Below are 17,013 nucleotides of genomic sequence, written 5' to 3' on the forward strand. Positions count from 1 at the left end.
CGGTTCCCAGCCCCCTTCCCGCGAAAACAACTTCGGCGCGCCCATGGCCTCCGACAGATCCAAACGGTAGACTCCAGGAGGCCTCCGCGAGGCCTTACCCCTCACCCAGCTAAGGATGTGCCTCTTGACCAGCTTGCCCAAGTGCCCGAAATGCGGTTCTGAATACACCTACGAGAGCGAGGGCATGTTCGTCTGTCCGGAATGCGCCCACGAATGGGCCCTGGCAGGGGAAGACCAGCAGCCGGAAGCGGAATTGGTTGTGCGGGACGCCAACGGCAATGTCCTGAAGGACGGGGATTCCGTCACCCTCATCAAGGACCTGAAGGTCAAGGGCAGCCCATCCCCCCTCAAGATGGGCACCAAGGTCAAGAACATCCGCCTGGTGGAAGGCGATCACAACATCGACTGCAAGATCGAGGGCTTCGGCGCCATGAGCCTGAAGTCGGAGTTCGTCAAGAAGAGCTGAGACTCGTCGCGCTGAACGCCCTTACAGGCCCTAGAATGGACCATGGCAAAACCCATCGTCCCCCCCGAGCTCCTCAAGACCATCGCAACGGCCAATGCCACCGGCAAGGGCCCCCTCCAGGGGGCCAAGCGCACTGAAGCCGATCCCAAGACCGGGGCCAAGGAGATCCAGAGCATCCGTCCCGCCCGCACCGCCATCGCCCACCAACGGGGCGGGAACAAGGGGAAGTGAGGACATCCTTGCGAATCCAGGGTGCCCTCCTTTCCCATCGACTTGATCCCCGGCATAGGCTCTGCTGATTTCATGGACCGTTCCTCCCGCAATCGTCTTACCGAAAAGCTCCTCCACCAATTTGCTGGAGACACCCTGTTCGACGCCATCGCCAGGGTCGTCTGCCGTGCCGGTTGCCTGCCGCGCAAGGAGCTTTACGAAGCCTGGGAGGTCGCCCGCAGGGTCCGACGCAGGTTCAGGGGAAGGCGGATCGTGGATCTGGCCTGTGGCCACGGTCTGCTGGCACAGATCCTCCTGCTGCTCGACGACAGCTCCCCCGGAGCCCTGGCCGTTGACCTGAGACTTCCGAAGAGTGCCGCAACCCTGGAGGCCTCGCTGTGTGAAGCGTGGCCGCGCCTGGCAGGCCGGGTCAGTTTCATCGAGACCGATCTGAAGAATGTGCCATTGCATCGCGATGACCTGGTCGTCTCGGCCCATGCGTGCGGCGGGCTGACGGACCTGATCCTGGAACGGGCGGTGGAGGTCGGGGCTCGCGTTGCGGTGCTGCCCTGCTGTCACGACCTCAAGAGGGGCGATCTCGGTGGCCTGGAGGGTTGGCTGGAGGGTCCGCTGGCAATGGATGCCGCCCGCGCCTCCCGACTGCGATTCCAGGGGTATCAGGTATTCACCCAGCGGATTCCGGAAGACATAACACCCATGAACAGGCTCCTGATGGCCGAACCGGACGGTCAGGGCAACGAAGATCCGTATCAATGCCCACCAGCCCCAGGGTTCAAGCCATGAGAATCCCCGCAAACTTGGCAATCATCCTGATGCTGCCCACCCTGGCCGTCCAGTTCTGTGGCGCGGCCTCACCGCGCTCCCCCCACGGCACGAGGGCTGACCTCATCGTCGTGGAGAAGGCCAAGCGATTGATGACGGCCTACGCAAAGGGAAAGCCCATCCGGTCCTACCGCGTTGCCCTCGGGGCATCGCCGATTGGCCCCAAGGAACGGGAAGGAGACAAGCGGACACCCGAAGGCGCGTACACCATTGATGGCCGCATGAAGAATAGCCAATACCACCGTTCCCTGCACATTTCCTACCCTTCGCCCTCTGACATCGCACGGGCGAAGGCCGGTGGATTCAATCCCGGGGGTGCCGTCATGATCCATGGACTCAAGAACGGCCAGGGATGGGTCGGAAGCCTGCACACCAGCATGGATTGGACCCATGGCTGCATCGCCGTCACCGACCCGGAGATCGAAGAGCTTTGGCGGATCGTCCCAGACGGCACCCCCATCCACATCAAGCCCTGATACCCGTTTTAAATAAATAAATACAACAAAAAGCCACTTCCACCACCTTTCATCCTCAGTTCACACGCAACCACACCCCCTTGAGATAAAACCCTTCAGGATGGTTCAGCGCGTAGGGGTGGTCCAGGGGCTGGCCGAGGTGGGCCAGGACCTGAGCCTCCCTGCCGACCTCCAGCAGGGCGGTCCATACGGCCTCCTGGAAGCGGCCCCGGTCGATGTGCTGGGAACAGGAGAAGCACCAGAGGAGGCCGCCTGGGGCAGTGGCGCGGGCCCCCAGGCGGAAGACGTCCTTGTAGGCCTTGAAGGCATTGTCCACATCCTTGCGGGCCTTGGCGAAGGCAGGAGGATCCACGATGACCCGGTCCCAGGCCCCGGGCTCCAGGTTCCGCATCAACTCGAAGGCATCTCCCTGCATCCGGGTGTGCCGGGCAGGGTCCAGGCCGTTGGCGACCCAGTCCCGCTCGCACTGATCCAGAGCAGGGCCGGAGATATCCAGGGTGGCGACTTCGAGGGCGCCTCCCAGACCGGCATGGATGGAGAAGCCTCCCGTGTAGCCGAAGGCATTGAGGACCCGGCAACCCTTGGAAACCCGACCCAGGGCGAGGCGATGCTCACGCTGGTCCAGGAAGAAACCGGTCTTCTGCCCCTTGAGAAGATCGGCGCTGAGGAGGGCCTGTCCCTCCCGGATGGCGATGGCCCCCCCCAGGGAACCCTTCAGGAGGCGATTGACGGGGGCCAGGCCCTCCTCCTTGCGCCCGGACTGGCTCCGCTCCACGAAGATAGAGAGGCCACGGGACTTGCCCAGATCAAAGAGCAGGGGCCACCAAGTGTCGCGCAGGGCCTCCAGCCCCGCCGTCCCCACCTGGAGCACCAGGGCCTGAGCGTAGCGATCCACCACCAGGCCCGGCAGGCCATCGGCCTCGCCGAAGATCCAGCGGCACCCGGCCTCCGGGCCATCCAGCCCCAGGGTCTCCCGCAAGTCCAGAGCCCTCTGGAGCCGCTCCTGGAACCAAGCCTCATCCAGGGGGGCGTCCTCGAAGCGGAAGATGCGCACCGCCAGGGGATTGGAGGGCGAGGCCGTGCCCACGCCCAAGACGTTCCCCGAGGCATCGGCCAGACGGACCAGGGGAGCGGAGGGCGTCTCGCCCAGGGCTCCGGAGAAGACCCAGGGATGTCGCTTGGAGAGGAGAGCCTCCTTGCCGGGCTTGAGGCGGAGGACGGGATAGGGCCAGCGGATTTCACTCATCCCTCCATCGTAAGACAGGGGGCTGGACAGTTGCTCCCGATCTTGCGAGATGATGTAAAGCCTGCGGAAGCCCCATGGAAACAAACCCCGAGAACCAGTCCCTGCATCAAGCTCGCCGATGGCCATACGCCTTCGGCCTGGTCGTCTGCGTCCTTTGGCCCCTGGCCCTGGAACTCCTCCTCACCCGCCTCCCCCAGGGAGAGCCTTCAGACCCGGCTGCGGTGCAGACCCTGGGCCACACCTTCACGGGGCTGACCTTCCTGGCGGCGGCCTATGTCTTCTGGCGCATCCGCAGGGCCAAGGGTGCCCTGGCGGGGCAGAGCCTCCCATCCCGGATCGCTTCCCTGCGGCGGGAGACCCTGCTCGCCTCAATCATCTTCGGCGCGTGCTCCCTGCTGGGCCCCCTCTACTTCGGCGCTGCCGGGTCCAGCGGGACGCGCCACGCCCGGTCCTACATCGCCGTCGTACCGGTCATGTTCTTCGCCTTCTCACCACGGGTCAGGAATTGGGTGCCCTGACCACCAGCACATCGCAGGGGGCGTGCTTGACAACCTTGATGGCGGTGCTGCCAAAAAGGATCCGCTCGAAGGCGGAATGTCCGACGTGGGCCACAACGATCAGGGTGTCGAGGTCGGCCTCGGCCACGATCTCTTCGGCGGGGCTTCCCCACTTCACCAGGGCGCTCGCCCCGGGATAGTCCTGGATGCATAGCCTCAACTGCTCCAAGGCATGGATCTCGATGGTGTCCAGCCAGGCCGGGTCCGGCAGGGCCATCTGGGCCTCGGGCAGCATGGGTGCCGGGGGCTGGAGGATGTGGATGGCCACCATCGGGACCCCCAGACGGTTGGCCCACTCGTGGGCCTGCGCCAACGCGGTCTTGGAGGCCTCGGAGAAATCAACACCGACCAATATGCGCTTAACCATGGCTGGCTCCTTGTGGATTGGGGAACACCCCCAACATAGGGCCGGAATCGCCTTGAGCCAGCGTCAGTTGCCCAGATAGCTGAACCAGAACCTCACGCCCAGGGATCGGCCTTCGAAGCCGTCCGGGAGACGGGGCAAGGGGTCGGAACGCTTGACCGCCAGGAGGGCGCCCTGATCGAGCGCGGCGTTCCCGCTGGGGATCTCCACCCGGATGCCCTCAAGGGAGCCGTCCCGACGGATACGGAAGTAGACCTGGACCCGCCCCTGGACATTGCTCAAGCGGTTCCAGTTGCCGGTGATGGTGTTCTGGACGTTCTGGAGATACCAGACGAAGGGGAAGTTGCCGTCCAGCTCCCCCACGAGGCCCGTACCGCCCTGGACACCGCCACTGGCCTTGAGACCCGGGACACCGCTGCCAATGCCGACCCCCCCGCCTCCCCCCTCTCCAGCAGCGCCGCGGGTGGCGTTGGGGTTGGGATTCCTGCCCTTGGCCGCCACGGGTGCGGTGCCGGTGGAGAGGGGATTGGGGTTGGTCCCCTTGGCCGGGTTGCGGGACCGGGTGCCCCAGGTATCCGGCGTGGGGCCACTGTGGGGCGCATCGGACGTGGGCGCCACCTCCTCCACCCGGCGCTGGCGTTCCCCTTGGGTGCCCTCTTCCTGTGCTCCGGATCCACCCGAGACCCCGCCCACGCCGGGAAGACTGACCCAAGTGACCTTGACCTCCGGGACACTCTCCGCACTGTGCCGAGCGCCAAGGACGAGAAGTCCCGCGACGAGCCCATGGAAGGCCAGACTCAAGCCCAGCCCCACAGGCCACCGCATCTGCCCGATGCGGGCGCGCTCGTGGAGAATGCTGGCGAGATCCTGGCTCACGATTCCTTCTCGGGAACGCTGGGCGCCCCCTGGGTGACGAAGCCCACCTGGGTGAACCCGGCCTCCCGGATGGCGTCCACAACGGCGATCACCCGCCCGTAGGGGATGTTGTGATCGGCCCGCACCATGACAGGCCGCTTCCGGTTGGCGGCGGCCCGCTCCCGGAGTTCCTTCTTGAGCACCCCCTCCTGGACGAAGCGCCTCTCGAATTCGATCTGGCCGTCCCGGGCCAGGGTCACCGTAAGAGCCTCGGCTTCCAGGCTCTTGCCGGTGCGGCTCTCAGGCAGACTCACATCCACCCCGGTGGTGAGCATGGGGGCCGCCACCATGAAGATGATCAGCAGCACCAGCATGACGTCGATCAAGGGCGTCATGTTGATATCGGCCATCTGTCCGTGCTTGGAACCCGGCGTGAACGCCATGTTGCCTCCGTTCAGAGAACAGTCTACCCCCGTCGGACGTAAGGGTTGCTTCGGGCCTCTCTCCCGATCGTGGTCATGGGCCCGTGCCCGGGCACCGCGAGGGTGGCATCGTCCAGGGTGAAGAGCTCACGCTGGATGCTGGCCTCCAGCTGCTCCCAGTGACCTCCCATCAGGTCTGTGCGACCCACCCCCCCCTGGAAGAGACTGTCACCGGTGAACACGATGGGACCCTGCTCCACCTCCCCCAGGAAGCAGCAGCCCCCTGGCGAATGGCCGGGCGTATGCAGCACCTTGAAGCCGAAGCGGGGCTCTCCCATCGGGAGGGGAAGCATATCGGGACGCTCCACGGAGGGCATCCCGAAGAGCCCGGTCTGCATATCCAGATCCACCAGGAGGAAGTTGTCGGCCTCGTGCAGGTAGGCTGGGCAGCCCCAGGCCGTCTGGAGAGCCTTGGTGGCGCCGATGTGATCGAAGTGCCCGTGGGTGTGAAGCAATTCCACCACCTGGAAGCCCAACTCCTTGACACGGCGGGCGATGCGGGCCGCATCCCCTCCGGGATCGATCACCACCCCCTTGGCCGCTGCGGGATCCCACACCAGGGAGCAGTTGACGCCAAGGGCACCGGCGGGAAAGGTCTCGAACTTCAGCATGGAATCCTCCAACCCTTCCAATTTGACACAGCGGGCTGCTGGTTTCATTTCCTCGGCACAAGAGGGTTCCGATCCGGGGCGCCTTCCGGGATGGGTTGAAATCACGAGTTTCAGATTGCTTCACCCAACGAAGGGGAAAAAGGTCAGCGATATCCATTGATGGTCTGCCATAAAAGCATTTCTCGAATCATCAGTCCGTCCATCGTTGCCATCAGACGATTCCAATTCCATTTATGCCAGTTGCGGACCACCCGCCCCAGACCTTTCCTTGACAACCCGGATCGACCAGGAGGAGACTGTCCCCACAGTATCGATTCAGTTGAAAATTAAATATATCGTTGCAACCAAAGCACATCGCTTTGCGGTAATCGTTCCGCAACGCCATTTCATCATCAGGCCTGTGTATCTCCATCTGGTTCTGATGTGTCGAATCGCCTGGAATATCCGGGCCTTCGTGTCTTTGGCCACAGGGCACGCGTACGTGGAACAGGAACGCGGCCCTGTGTCTTCTGGAGTTTTTGGGCAATGGATCTGGCATTAATCCTTTCGGCCATGGGATGTTGGTTGGCGGCTTCAGTCCTGGCCCTGACCCGGCTCCCGGGCGGAAGGCTCTATATCGGGCTCGGGCTTCTCGGGGCCGGCCTCGCCCTTGGAGGCGCCACCCACACCTTGATCCACGGTCAGGTCTCCCAGATGCAGTTCCAGTTCTGGGGTGCCGCGGTATGCCTGGAACTCGATGCCCTGTCCGCGGCCTTCATCCTGCCCCTCCAGGTGGTGGTGGGCCTGGGCTGCGTCTACGCCTCCACTTACTGGCCCGCCTCCACCCCCAGGACCGGCACCTTCGTCCGTTTCTTCTATGCCCTTCTGGCCACCGCACTCACCGCAGTCTTCATCTGCCGCCAGGGCATGATCTTCCTGGTGGCATGGGAGCTCATGGCGATCTCAGCCTTCTTCCTGGTGGGCACGGAGCACGAGCGCCCCGAGGTACGCCGCTCCAGCTGGATCTATCTGGTGTCCACCCATACGGGGACCCTGTGCCTCATCGCCCTGGTGGTGCTCCTGTTCCGGCACACCGGCAGCCTGCTTTGGAGCGGGATGCCAACACCGGGGACCCACGCGAACGCTGGCGAGATTGTCATCCTTCTGGTCGCCATCCTGGGCTTCACGTTCAAGGCTGGGGCCTTCCCCCTGCATTTCTGGCTGCCTGGGGCCCATGCCGGAGCCCCGAGCCATATCTCGGCGGTCCTATCCGCCGTCATGCTGAAGAGCGGTGTCTACGGGATTCTCCGGATTTCGAGCCTGCTGCCACCGGTCCCCCACTTGGGGGGCATCCTCATGATCCTGGGGGGCATCACAGCCCTCTATGGGGTGGCCTGCGCTCTGGCCCAGCGAGATTACAAACGCCTGCTCGCCTACTCCAGCGTCGAAAACATCGGGATCATCTTCATGGGGATCGGGCTCGGCTGGACCGGACGCGCCCTTGGAAACCCTTGGCTGGCGGCCCTCGGCTTCGGCGGAGCGATCCTGCACGTCTGGAACCACGCCTTCTTCAAGAGCCTCCTCTTCTTCGGCGCGGGATCGGTGCTGCACGCCACGGGCACCCGGGAACTCCATGCCCTGGGCGGCCTGGGGAAGCGCATGCCCATCACCACCCTGGCCATCCTCCCGGGAGTCATGGCCGTCAGCGCCCTGCCCCCCTTCAATGGCTTCGTGAGCGAATGGTTCCTCTACCGGGGCTTCTTCGCCTCCCTGCTCCACGACAGCCCCTGGTGGGCGGTCCTGGCCATTTTCGCCCTGGCGCTCACCGGTGGCTTGGCGGGGGTGGCCTTTGCCAAATTCTTCGGATTCCTGTTCCTGGGGGAGCCCCACAGTGCTGCGGCCGAGCACGCCCACGACCCGGGTCCCTCCATGTGGGTGCCCATGGCCATCCTGGGGGCGATCTGCCTCTTCATGAGCCTGGGAAGCCCCCTGCTCCTGCCCCTGTTGGACCGGGTGGTGAGTGTGCTCGCCCCCGGCAGCCCTGAGCTGCTGGCTGCCGGCCTGGGCAGAGACCTCTCCTTCCTTTCCGGGATGTCGATCCTTCTGATTGCCATGGGAGCGGGGGCCTTCCTCTGGCTGCGCCGTTCGCACAGCGTTCCTGAACGGCCCGGGACCTGGGATTGCGGCTATGCAGCCCCCACGGCCCGGATGCAGTACACCGCCGACTCATTCTCCGATGGCTGGTCCGCCCTCTTCCCGATGGTGAAGACCCGGGTGCGGAGGATACGGGCCATCTTCCCCGGGAGAACGACCTTCCACACCGGGTTCCAGGACGCGGTGGGAGATGCCTGGCTCGCCCCGCGCATCGATCGCCTCGCCACACGGCTCCTGCGCTTCCGCAGGCTGCAGCGGGGCTACCTGTCGATCTACATCCTCTACATCCTCATCGCACTGGTGGCAGTCTTCCTATGGATGCTGGTGCGGCGGAGGCTCCTGGGATGATCCCCTATGGCTTGGCCCTCCTCCTGGTGGCGCTCTCCGGCATCCCGGGACTCTTCCTCCAGAAAGGAGGGGGGAGGATTGCGGCGATCCTCCAGGGACTGGGCGCACTGGCAGGACTGACGGCCTCGCTCCACCTCCTTTGCGGTGGCCGACCGTGGACCCTCTCCCTTCCGGCCACGCCCCTCGGCAGCGCGGGACTCCTGCACTTCGACGCCATTGCGGCCTTCTTCCTGATCCCGGTCCTGCTGGTCCCCGCCTGCGGAAGCCTGTTCGGCGTGGGTTACTGGAGGGACCGCGATGAGAATGCGAGCCGCCTGCATCTGCTGTATGGCTTGCTGACGGCCTTCCTCGCGCTGCTGGTGGCGGCCTCCCACGCCTTCACCTTCCTCCTGGGCTGGGAGGGGATGGCCATGGCGGCCTTCTTCCTGGTGATCACCGAGGACCGGAACCCCGAGACCCGGCGGGCGGGATGGATCTACCTGGTGTCCACCCATACGGGAACCCTTTGCCTCCTGGGTGCCTTTGCGCTGGTATCAGCCGCCACCGGCAGTTTCGCCTTCTCCGCCTTCCCGGCGGGCCTCGCGGGGACCGGGAGGCTCACGGCGGCCTTCGTGCTCTTCCTGCTGGGATTCGGCTTCAAGATGGGCGCCTTCCCCCTGCACTTCTGGCTGCCTCCGGCCCATGCGGCCGCCCCCAGCCACGTCTCCGCCTTCATGTCCGGGGTGCTCATCAAGATGGGGGTTCTGGGCCTGGTGCGATTCCTGGCCTGGGTACCCGACCCGCCGCTCTGGTGGGGCGGGGTGCTGGTGATCCTCGGAGCGCTCTCGGGGATCCTGGGAGTCGCCTTCGCCCTGGGGCAGCACAGCCTCAAGCGGCTTCTGGCCTACCACTCCATCGAGAACATCGGGATCATCCTGTTGGGCATCGGCATCGGCAGCATCGGAAAGAGCACTGGCCACCTGGAGATCATGGTGCTGGGCTATGGCGGGGGCCTGCTCCACGTGCTCAACCACAGCCTCTTCAAGGGGCTGCTCTTCCTCGCTGCGGGTTCCGTGGTGCACGCGACGGGCACCCAGAACCTTGAGGAACTGGGAGGGCTTGCCCGTTCCATGCCCCGCACCTCGGCGGGCTTCCTGACCGGAGCCTGGGCCATCTGCGGGCTCCCGCCCCTGAACGGCTTCATCAGCGAATGGCTGATCTATCTCGCGGCCTTCCGGGGTCTGATCCTGACCCGTTCGCCCTGGCCGATCCTCACCCTCACGGCCCTGGCCATCATCGGGGCCCTGGCCCTGGCCTGCTTCTGCAAGGCCTTCGGCATCGTGTTCCTGGGGGAGCCGCGCTCCGAACACGCCACCCATGCCCACGAATCCCCCCGGACCATGCTGGTGCCCATGGGAATCCTCGGCGGAGCCTGCATCCTGATCGGGCTCTTCTCCTTCCTGGGGCTTCCGGGCCTGGATCGCCTGGTGGCGGACCTGGCGGGCCAGCAGGTCCTGCCTGGGATCGGGGAACTGGCCCACCTCCCCGCGCTCAGCGTGCTCGCCATCCCCCTTCTGGGTCTTGCCTGTCTCCTCTGGAGATGGGCCCGCGCCATGCCCTCGGCCCGCCAAGTCCCCACCTGGGATTGCGGCTATGCCGCAGCCACTCCGAGGATGCAGTACACCGCCTCTTCCCTCGCCGATGGCCTGGTTTCGGGGATGAGGATCGTGCTCCTGCCGAAGGTCCGATGGCGGCGCATCCTGGCCATCTTCCCTTCGCCCCGGCGCTTCCACAGCCACCTTCCGGACCCGGTGCTGGACCGGGTGGCCTCCCCGGGCCTGGATCTCCTGAGCCGCTTCCTGATCCTCTTCCGGATCCTGCAGCGGGGCTATCTGGCGGTCTACCTGCTCTACGTCATGCTCACCCTGATTTTTCTTCTTGTCTGGATGGTGGTCTGAACCATGGAAGATATCCTGCCGATCCGCCTCGTTCACCTCCTGCTGCATGGGCTGACCGCACTCCTGGTCGCCCCCCTGATCCCGGGGCTGATCAACAAGGTCAAGGCCCTGGTGGCAGGACGCCAAGGCCCCAGGATCCTCCAGCTCTACTACGATCTGGCCAAGCTCATCCGGAAGCGGGCGGTCTTCAGCCGGACCACCACCTGGGTCTTCCTGCTGGGGCCCATTGCCACGGTGACCGTGGGCTGGGTCGCCGCCCTGATCGTGCCCTTCGGGCACTTCCCCGCCCCCATCCGCTTCGAGGGGGACGCCATCTTTTTCGCCTATCTCTTCGGGGTGGCGCGATTCCTGACGGTGCTTTCGGCCCTCGACACGGGCTCCAGCTTCGAAGGCATGGGGTCGGCCCGGGAGCTCACCTTCTCGGCCCTTGCGGAACCGGCGCTCTTCCTGGGCTTTGCAACCCTGGCCAAGTATTCCGGCAGCATCTCCCTTTCCGGCATGCTGGCTTCCCCTCAGTTCACCCTTTCCAGGGTCATGGCGCCCCACATCCTGGTGCTTACGGCCTGGTTCATCGTCTACCTCGCGGAGAACGCGCGCATCCCGGTGGACGACCCCAACACCCACCTGGAACTGACGATGATCCACGAGGTCATGGTGCTGGATCATTCGGGACGCCCCTTCGCCCTGGTGCTCTATGGATCCAGCCTCAAGCTCCTGGTGCTCGGCGCACTGATCCTGGGTCCCTTCCTCCCCAGAACCCATTACTGGTGGCTGGACTGGGTGGCTTTCTTCGGAGCCCTGGCTGCGCTGGCCGTAGCCGTGGGCATCGTCGAAAGCATCATGGCGAGGTTCCGGATGAACAAGGTGCCCCAGCTCCTCCTGGCCGCCGTGGTGGCCTCGGCCTTCGCCTTCACCCTCCTGTTTGCGTAGGGGAACGCCATGTTCTGTGATTTCCTGCTGGCTCTCGCATTCCTGACCAACTTCTCACTGGCGGTTTCCGGCCGCATCAACAAGGTGATCCAGATGGCCGTCTTCCAGGGCGTCCTCCTGGGCCTGATGCCCATCGCCATGGGACTGGGACGCCATTTCCACATCCTCCTGATGGCCCTGGCGGCCATCGTCGTGAAGGGGTGGCTGATCCCTTTCCTCTTCCGCCGGGCATTCAAGGAAGCCAAGATCCAGCGGGAGGTCGATCCCTATATCTCCTATCCGGCGTCGTTGATCCTCTGCGCCCTGGGGACGGGACTCAGCCTGCTCATGGCGCAGCACCTGCCCCTGCCACCTGACACCCCCCACCCCCTGCTGCTGCCCGCATCCATGGCAACGCTCTTCACGGGCTGCCTGCTCCTGGTGTCCCGAAAGAAGGCCATTACACAGGTGGTGGGATACCTGGTGCTCGAAAACGGGATCTATCTCTTCGGCTTGCTGTTGGTGGAAGAAATGCCCCTTCTGGTGGAGACGGGGATCCTCCTCGATCTCTTCGTGGGCATCTTCATCATGGGCATCGTGATCCACCACATCAGCGCAGCCTTTGATTCCATGGACACCCACAACCTGTCCAAGCTGAAGGATTGACCATGGCCTGGTACCTCATCATCCTTCCCCTGCTGGCCGCCCTCATCGCCTACCTCATCCCCTCTGACACCTGGCGCATCCGCCTGCTGCCCATCACCGCCGTCCTGGAATTCCTGGGAGTCCTCATCGCCCTGCGGGGGTGGGGCACGGCACCTCCCACTTCATGGCTGGCCCTGGATGCCCTGGGGGGCTGGGTGATGCTGATCATCAGCGCTGTTTTTATGATTTGTTCATTTTACGTGCCCGCCTACCTCGCCCTTCGCCCGGAACGGCCCCACAGGAAGTTCATCCTGTGCTTCCTGGGTTTCCTGAGCATGGCCTCGCTGGTGACCCAGGCCCGGCATCCAGGCCTGGTGTGGGTGGCCATGGAGACCCTGACCCTGACCACGGCCCGCCTCATCTACTTCAACCACAATCCCCGCTCCGTGGAGGCCACCTGGAAGTACCTGATGATCGGCTCGGTCGGCATCGCCTTCGCACTCCTCGGGACCATGTTCATCGCCTACTCAGCCCATGTGGGCGGGGTGCGGGATCCTCTTGAGTATCAGAACCTGATGGGCAAGGCCCTCCAGCTCTCCAAGCCCTGGCTCAGGGCCGGGTTCGTGCTCACGCTCATCGGCTACGGCACCAAGATGGGCATCGCCCCGCTGCACACCTGGAAACCCGATGCCTACAGCGAGACGCCCGGCGTGGTCGGAGCCCTCCTGGCGGGCGGCGTGACAAGCTGCGCCTTCCTCGCGCTGCTCAGGATCTACGCCATCCTTGCGGCGGCGGGGGAGATCCGCTTCGCCCAGGAACTGATGGTGGGCTTCGGCCTGCTCTCCATGGCCTGGGCCATGGTCTTCATGGTCCGCCAGGTCGACCTGAAGCGCATGCTGGCCTACTCCAGCGTCGAGCACATGGGAATCCTCATCTTCGGCATCGGCATCGGGGGCCTGGCGGCTCGCTTCGCCCTCTTCCACCTGGCCGCCAATGCCCTGGTGAAGAGCGTGCTGTTCCTGTCCGCAGGCAACATCCACCGCTGCTACGCCAGCAGACAGCTGCCCCACGTCACGGGCGTGATCCGGCGCACCCCCGTGTCGGGCTGGCTCCTCATCCTGGGCTTCCTCGCCATCACCGGCATGCCTCCCTTTGCGCCCTTCATCAGCGAGTTCAACATCGCGGCGGCGGCCCTTTCCGGAAAATCCCTCTGGTTGGGGGTGCTCTTCCTGGTGTTCCTGGGGGGCATCTTCCTGGCCATGAGCGATACGGTGCTCCAGATGGTCCTGGGCACCCCCAGCGCCCGCCGGGAGCGAACCCCCTACCGGGACACCGTCCCACTGACAGCCCCCCTGGTCGGAGCCCTGGTCCTGGCGCTGGTGCTGGGCGTCTGGCTGCCCAGGCCCCTGTCCGACATGCTCCATAACGCCGCAGCCAGGGTGGAGGGACAGCCATGAGCCAGCGCAGATTCACCCCCCTCCGCAACGGCCAGGCCATGCCCCTGGCTAGGCTGGAGGAGCTCGATATCGATGCCTTCCGGGACGAGATCCTCCAGTCCGTCAAGGAAGGCCAGCGCCTGGCCTGCCTCTGTGCGACTCCCGATCTGCGGGTATTCGCCGTTCTTGCGGAGGACCAGGGGGACCGGCTGTGGGTCGGCCAGACCCGCCTTCAAGAGCCCTGCTTCCCCTCCATCACTCCGCAGTGTCCCCAGGCCCACCTCTTCGAACGGGAGATGGCCGAGCAGTTCGGCATCGTGCCAGCGGGCCATCCCTGGCTGAAACCGGTGCGCTACCACCGCTCCTGGGGCACCCGGGACGCCTGGGGACGGACCGAAGCCCCGGTGCCGGGCGTGACGGACTTCTTCCAGGTGGGAGGGGATGAGGTCCACGAGGTATCCGTCGGACCTGTCCACGCCGGGGTGATCGAACCCGGCCACTTCCGATTCCAGTGCCACGGCGAGACCGTCTTCCACCTGGAGATCGCCCTGGGCTACCAGCATCGGGGCATCGAGAGAGCCCTCATCGGGGGGCCCCATCCCCTCAGCCTGAAGCATGCCGAAACGGCCTCCGGCGACTCGACCATCGCCCACGCCTGGGCCTACTGCCGCAACCTTGAAGGACTGGCGGGTGTGACGGTGCCCCCCCGTTCAGAGTGGGTCCGGGGTGTGGCCCTGGAACTGGAACGGGCCGCCAACCACACCGGGGATCTGGGGGCCATGGCGGGGGATGTGGGCTTTCTGCCGACCTCTTCCTACTGCGGGCGCATCCGGGGGGACTGGTTGAACCTCAGCGCCGCGGTCTGCGGGAGCCGACTTGGCAGGGACTGGCTGAAGCCCGGGGGGCTGAGGCAGGATCTGGAGCCGGAACTGGCCCGGGAGCTGTCTCCCAGGCTCGCCCAGGCCTGGTATGACACGAACGACGCCCTGGAACTCCTCTGGGGGGCATCCTCGGTCCTCAACCGCTTCGAGGCAGCCGGGCTCCTGGACCCGGAGCAGGCCCGGGATATTGGTCTGGTGGGAGTTGCCGCCAGGGCATGCGGCATCCGCCGGGATTCGCGTGTGGACCACCCTTTCGGCCCCTACGGCGAACACCCTGTCACCATCAGCCTGGCCGAAAGGGGCCGCGTCCTGTCCAGGGGCTGGGTCCGCTGGAAGGAGCTCCAGGAAAGCCGCCGCTTCCTCGCAGAGGCCCTGGATGCCCTGGCGGACCTTCCGGTCGACGCCAAGCCAGCCCCCCTTCCCGCGCTGATGCCGGATGCCCTCTGCATCTCCCTGGTGGAAGGCTGGCGGGGCGAGGTGCTGCATCTTGCGATCACCGATGGGAAGGGGTGTTTCGCCCGGTACAAGATCGTCGACCCATCCTTCCACAACTGGTTCGGACTGGCGCTGGCGTTGCGGGGGGAGCAGATCTCCGACTTCCCCCTCATCAACAAGAGTTTCAATCTCTCCTACTGCGGACACGATCTTTGAGGCGTCCATGATCCAGATAATGCTGTCCCGTTGGCGTCAAGGACACCGCACCCTTCCCTACCCCAAGGAGCTGCCGCCCCTGCCCCCGCGGCTCCGGGGACTGCCCCGTGTCGGGAAGGGTGCCTGCCCGCCGGATTGCCGCGGCTGCGCCGAGGCCTGCCCCACCCAGGCCATCGAAGCAGGGCCAGAGGGTCCCCGCTTCGACCTCGGACGCTGCCTCTTCTGCCTCGACTGCACCGGAATCTGCCCCAAGGGGGCCCTTCATTTCAGTCCGGATCACCGCCTGGCCACGCGGACACGGGAGGATCTCCTCCTGAAGGGCGACGAAGAGCTTCGCCATGCGGAGGCGCTGGAGGGCGAGCCGTTGAGCATCTTCCGGGACTCCCTCAAGCTGCGGGTCGTCAGCGCCGGGGGCTGCAACGGCTGCGAGGTCGATACGAACGTGCTGGGCACCCTGGCCTGGGACCTGGGCCGCTTCGGGATCCAGTTCGTCGCATCCCCCCGCCACGCCGATGGCATGCTCCTGTGCGGCCCCGTCACGGCCAACATGGAGCTGGCCGTCCGGAAGACCTACGATGCGATCCCCGATCCCAAGCTCGTCATCGCGATAGGCGCTTGCGCCATCAGCGGAGGCCCCTATCGCCACCAGGAAGAGCAGCTCGGAGGGACCTCCAGCGTCGTGCCCGTGGATCTCTTCGTCCCCGGCTGCCCACCGCACCCCCTGACGATCCTGGACGGACTGCTGAGGCTGCAGGACAAAGTGAGGGATTAGAGAATGCTCACGCGGAGGCGCGAAGACGCGGAGGAAAAGCGAGATTGCTTTTCCTCCGCGTCTTCGTGTCTCCGCGTGAGATCTGCCTTGTCCGTTGAAGCGCCTACAGGCTCTTCAGCGCCGCCAACTCCTGAGCCGTGAGGAAGCGCCATGCGCCGGGCTTGAGATAGGGGTCGTCCAGGGGGCCGAACTGCACCCGGCGCAGCTTGGAGACGGGGTGCCCCACGGCGGCGAACATCTTGCGGATCTGCTGATTCTTGCCTTCGATGAGGGTCACCTTCATCCAGGGGTTTTCCGCCTTCTCGTGCAGCTCGATGCCGCAGGGCTTGAGGCGGCGGCCATCCAGCCGGAAGCCTCCCCGCAGCTCGTCCAGGGTCTCGGGACGGGGATTCCGATGGATCTTCACGAGGTAGACCTTGGGGATGTGGTAGTCCGGCGAGGTCAGGCGCTGGGCCAACTCACCGTCATTGGTCATGAGCAGCAGGCCTTCCGAATTGAAATCCAGACGCCCCACGGGGTAGATCCTGGCCGAAATGCCGCTGAGCAGGGCCATCACCGTGGGCCGCCCCTGATCATCTTTGACGGTGGTCACATAGCCCTTGGGCTTGTTCACGAGGATGTAGACCGGCTGTTCCTTCTGGATGGGCTTGAAGTCCACGGTGATCTCGTCCCGGTAGGGATCGGCCTTGGCCCCCAGTTCGGTGATGGTGACGCCGTTCACCTGGACGTGGCCCTCCAGGATCAGTTCCTCGCAGGCGCGGCGGCTGGCCACCCCGGCGTGGGCCAGGATCTTCTGGAGGCGGTCGCCGTCCGAGGCTTTGGACATCGGCCGCTTTTTCGCAGGCAGGGGGCTGGAGGTCCGCACGGTCTTGGGAGAAGCCCCCTTGCTCCGGGTGACCCGATCCGGCCTGGGGGCAGCAGCTCCCTCACGCCGGGGAAAACGCTCTGGCCTGGAGGCAGCGCCTTCCGTCCGGGGGGCGCGAACCGGCCGGGGAGCGGTGGATCCCTCGCCCCTGGGGGCGGGAGCAGGCCTGGATGAGGTGGCTCCGACGCGACGCTTCGGACTGGATTTCGAGGTACGTTCCTGGGCCATGGCCTGCTCCTTGTGGCGTCTCCCGACGCGAAAAATTTATTCTCTCACAGACCCCATTCAAGGTGTTCCATTTGTGTAAAAGTCGGGCTACAATCCCC

At 65.2% G+C, this 17,013-nt stretch carries 18 protein-coding genes; 12 read left to right on the plus strand and 6 right to left on the minus strand.

Annotation, left to right across the window (positions count from 1 at the left end; translation table 11 throughout):
* Positions 1-115 precede the first annotated feature (115 nt).
* From HOLFODRAFT_RS0216640 to HOLFODRAFT_RS0216655, 4 genes are all read left to right on the plus strand, one after another.
* Entirely contained in the window at positions 116-466 is a 351-nt protein-coding gene (locus HOLFODRAFT_RS0216640) for a zinc ribbon domain-containing protein YjdM (RefSeq protein ID WP_005033593.1), read from the plus strand.
* 42 nt (positions 467-508) lie between these two features.
* Positions 509-697, plus strand: a complete 189-nt coding sequence (locus tag HOLFODRAFT_RS0216645; RefSeq protein ID WP_005033590.1) for a hypothetical protein — start codon at positions 509-511, stop codon at positions 695-697.
* A gap of 72 nt (positions 698-769) precedes the next feature.
* On the plus strand, positions 770-1,480 hold the full coding sequence (locus HOLFODRAFT_RS0216650) for a methyltransferase (protein WP_005033588.1): 711 nt from the start codon (positions 770-772) through the stop codon (positions 1,478-1,480).
* A complete protein-coding gene (locus HOLFODRAFT_RS0216655; RefSeq protein WP_005033586.1) occupies positions 1,477-1,995 on the plus strand; it encodes a L,D-transpeptidase family protein in 519 nt (172 codons plus the stop codon). The genes HOLFODRAFT_RS0216650 and HOLFODRAFT_RS0216655 overlap by 4 nt, the downstream gene beginning before the upstream one ends.
* Positions 1,996-2,050: 55 nt before the next feature.
* On the opposite strand, the gene HOLFODRAFT_RS0216660 is transcribed toward HOLFODRAFT_RS0216655, so the two are convergent.
* Entirely contained in the window at positions 2,051-3,241 is a 1,191-nt protein-coding gene (locus HOLFODRAFT_RS0216660) for a class I SAM-dependent rRNA methyltransferase (RefSeq protein WP_005033584.1), read from the minus strand.
* 74 nt (positions 3,242-3,315) lie between these two features.
* Between HOLFODRAFT_RS0216660 and HOLFODRAFT_RS0216665 the strand changes: the two genes are divergently transcribed.
* Positions 3,316-3,759 (plus strand): hypothetical protein, encoded by a 444-nt coding sequence (locus HOLFODRAFT_RS0216665; RefSeq protein WP_005033582.1) that lies wholly within the window; start codon positions 3,316-3,318, stop codon positions 3,757-3,759.
* Here the strand turns inward: HOLFODRAFT_RS0216665 and HOLFODRAFT_RS23545 are convergent.
* The 4 genes from HOLFODRAFT_RS23545 to HOLFODRAFT_RS0216685 all read right to left on the minus strand — a co-directional run bounded on the left by HOLFODRAFT_RS23545 (position 3,740) and on the right by HOLFODRAFT_RS0216685 (position 6,110).
* A complete protein-coding gene (locus tag HOLFODRAFT_RS23545) occupies positions 3,740-4,165 on the minus strand; it encodes a universal stress protein (RefSeq protein ID WP_005033580.1) in 426 nt (141 codons plus the stop codon). The genes HOLFODRAFT_RS0216665 and HOLFODRAFT_RS23545 overlap by 20 nt on opposite strands.
* A gap of 63 nt (positions 4,166-4,228) precedes the next feature.
* Positions 4,229-5,038 (minus strand): energy transducer TonB, encoded by an 810-nt coding sequence (locus HOLFODRAFT_RS23550; RefSeq protein WP_005033579.1) that lies wholly within the window; start codon positions 5,036-5,038, stop codon positions 4,229-4,231.
* Positions 5,035-5,460, minus strand: a complete 426-nt coding sequence (locus tag HOLFODRAFT_RS0216680; protein WP_005033577.1) for an ExbD/TolR family protein — start codon at positions 5,458-5,460, stop codon at positions 5,035-5,037. Before HOLFODRAFT_RS0216680 ends, HOLFODRAFT_RS23550 begins: the two co-directional genes overlap by 4 nt.
* 23 nt (positions 5,461-5,483) lie before the next feature.
* Positions 5,484-6,110, minus strand: a complete 627-nt coding sequence (locus tag HOLFODRAFT_RS0216685; RefSeq protein ID WP_005033575.1) for an MBL fold metallo-hydrolase — start codon at positions 6,108-6,110, stop codon at positions 5,484-5,486.
* A gap of 525 nt (positions 6,111-6,635) precedes the next feature.
* On the opposite strand from HOLFODRAFT_RS0216685, the gene HOLFODRAFT_RS0216690 reads away from it, so the two are divergent.
* Genes HOLFODRAFT_RS0216690 through nuoB form a run of 7 tightly spaced genes read left to right on the plus strand, consistent with a single transcriptional unit; the run spans position 6,636 to position 15,822 of the window.
* On the plus strand, positions 6,636-8,591 hold the full coding sequence (locus HOLFODRAFT_RS0216690; protein WP_005033573.1) for a proton-conducting transporter transmembrane domain-containing protein: 1,956 nt from the start codon (positions 6,636-6,638) through the stop codon (positions 8,589-8,591).
* Positions 8,588-10,528, plus strand: a complete 1,941-nt coding sequence (locus HOLFODRAFT_RS0216695; protein ID WP_005033571.1) for a proton-conducting transporter transmembrane domain-containing protein — start codon at positions 8,588-8,590, stop codon at positions 10,526-10,528. Before HOLFODRAFT_RS0216690 ends, HOLFODRAFT_RS0216695 begins: the two co-directional genes overlap by 4 nt.
* A 3-nt stretch (positions 10,529-10,531) precedes the next feature.
* Positions 10,532-11,458 (plus strand): respiratory chain complex I subunit 1 family protein, encoded by a 927-nt coding sequence (locus HOLFODRAFT_RS0216700; protein WP_005033569.1) that lies wholly within the window; start codon positions 10,532-10,534, stop codon positions 11,456-11,458.
* Positions 11,459-11,467: 9 nt separating this feature from the next.
* Positions 11,468-12,103 (plus strand): hypothetical protein, encoded by a 636-nt coding sequence (locus HOLFODRAFT_RS0216705; protein ID WP_005033567.1) that lies wholly within the window; start codon positions 11,468-11,470, stop codon positions 12,101-12,103.
* A 2-nt stretch (positions 12,104-12,105) separates the two neighbouring features.
* Positions 12,106-13,539 (plus strand): proton-conducting transporter transmembrane domain-containing protein, encoded by a 1,434-nt coding sequence (locus tag HOLFODRAFT_RS25610; RefSeq protein WP_005033565.1) that lies wholly within the window; start codon positions 12,106-12,108, stop codon positions 13,537-13,539.
* Entirely contained in the window at positions 13,536-15,050 is a 1,515-nt protein-coding gene (locus HOLFODRAFT_RS0216715; RefSeq protein WP_005033563.1) for a hydrogenase large subunit, read from the plus strand. The genes HOLFODRAFT_RS25610 and HOLFODRAFT_RS0216715 overlap by 4 nt, the downstream gene beginning before the upstream one ends.
* 7 nt (positions 15,051-15,057) lie before the next feature.
* Entirely contained in the window at positions 15,058-15,822 is a 765-nt protein-coding gene (gene nuoB / locus HOLFODRAFT_RS0216720) for an NADH-quinone oxidoreductase subunit NuoB (RefSeq protein WP_005033561.1), read from the plus strand.
* A 103-nt stretch (positions 15,823-15,925) separates the two neighbouring features.
* Here the strand turns inward: nuoB and HOLFODRAFT_RS0216725 are convergent, their stop codons facing one another.
* The gene (locus tag HOLFODRAFT_RS0216725; protein ID WP_005033559.1) at positions 15,926-16,915 is read right to left on the minus strand and encodes a pseudouridine synthase; all 990 of its coding nucleotides are present in this window, start codon (positions 16,913-16,915) and stop codon (positions 15,926-15,928) included.
* Positions 16,916-17,013: the final 98 nt, after the last annotated feature.

The organism is Holophaga foetida DSM 6591 (assembly GCF_000242615.2).
Lineage (GTDB): Bacteria > Acidobacteriota > Holophagae > Holophagales > Holophagaceae > Holophaga > Holophaga foetida.

Bases quoted from the DNA above. Each gene is read 5' to 3' on its own strand.
- HOLFODRAFT_RS0216660 (WP_005033584.1), bottom strand. From the start codon at position 3,241: ATGAGTGAAATCCGCTGGCCCTATCCCGTCCTCCGCCTCAAGCCCGGC.
- HOLFODRAFT_RS0216715 (WP_005033563.1), top strand. From the start codon at position 13,536: ATGAGCCAGCGCAGATTCACCCCCCTCCGCAACGGCCAGGCCATGCCC.
- HOLFODRAFT_RS0216685 (WP_005033575.1), bottom strand. From the start codon at position 6,110: ATGCTGAAGTTCGAGACCTTTCCCGCCGGTGCCCTTGGCGTCAACTGC.
- HOLFODRAFT_RS0216680 (WP_005033577.1), bottom strand. From the start codon at position 5,460: ATGGCGTTCACGCCGGGTTCCAAGCACGGACAGATGGCCGATATCAAC.
- HOLFODRAFT_RS0216645 (WP_005033590.1), top strand. From the start codon at position 509: ATGGCAAAACCCATCGTCCCCCCCGAGCTCCTCAAGACCATCGCAACG.
- HOLFODRAFT_RS0216640 (WP_005033593.1), top strand. From the start codon at position 116: ATGTGCCTCTTGACCAGCTTGCCCAAGTGCCCGAAATGCGGTTCTGAA.
- HOLFODRAFT_RS0216725 (WP_005033559.1), bottom strand. From the start codon at position 16,915: ATGGCCCAGGAACGTACCTCGAAATCCAGTCCGAAGCGTCGCGTCGGA.
- HOLFODRAFT_RS25610 (WP_005033565.1), top strand. From the start codon at position 12,106: ATGGCCTGGTACCTCATCATCCTTCCCCTGCTGGCCGCCCTCATCGCC.
- HOLFODRAFT_RS23545 (WP_005033580.1), bottom strand. From the start codon at position 4,165: ATGGTTAAGCGCATATTGGTCGGTGTTGATTTCTCCGAGGCCTCCAAG.
- HOLFODRAFT_RS0216655 (WP_005033586.1), top strand. From the start codon at position 1,477: ATGAGAATCCCCGCAAACTTGGCAATCATCCTGATGCTGCCCACCCTG.
- HOLFODRAFT_RS0216705 (WP_005033567.1), top strand. From the start codon at position 11,468: ATGTTCTGTGATTTCCTGCTGGCTCTCGCATTCCTGACCAACTTCTCA.
- HOLFODRAFT_RS0216695 (WP_005033571.1), top strand. From the start codon at position 8,588: ATGATCCCCTATGGCTTGGCCCTCCTCCTGGTGGCGCTCTCCGGCATC.
- HOLFODRAFT_RS0216665 (WP_005033582.1), top strand. From the start codon at position 3,316: ATGGAAACAAACCCCGAGAACCAGTCCCTGCATCAAGCTCGCCGATGG.
- HOLFODRAFT_RS0216700 (WP_005033569.1), top strand. From the start codon at position 10,532: ATGGAAGATATCCTGCCGATCCGCCTCGTTCACCTCCTGCTGCATGGG.
- nuoB (WP_005033561.1), top strand. From the start codon at position 15,058: ATGATCCAGATAATGCTGTCCCGTTGGCGTCAAGGACACCGCACCCTT.
- HOLFODRAFT_RS0216690 (WP_005033573.1), top strand. From the start codon at position 6,636: ATGGATCTGGCATTAATCCTTTCGGCCATGGGATGTTGGTTGGCGGCT.
- HOLFODRAFT_RS0216650 (WP_005033588.1), top strand. From the start codon at position 770: ATGGACCGTTCCTCCCGCAATCGTCTTACCGAAAAGCTCCTCCACCAA.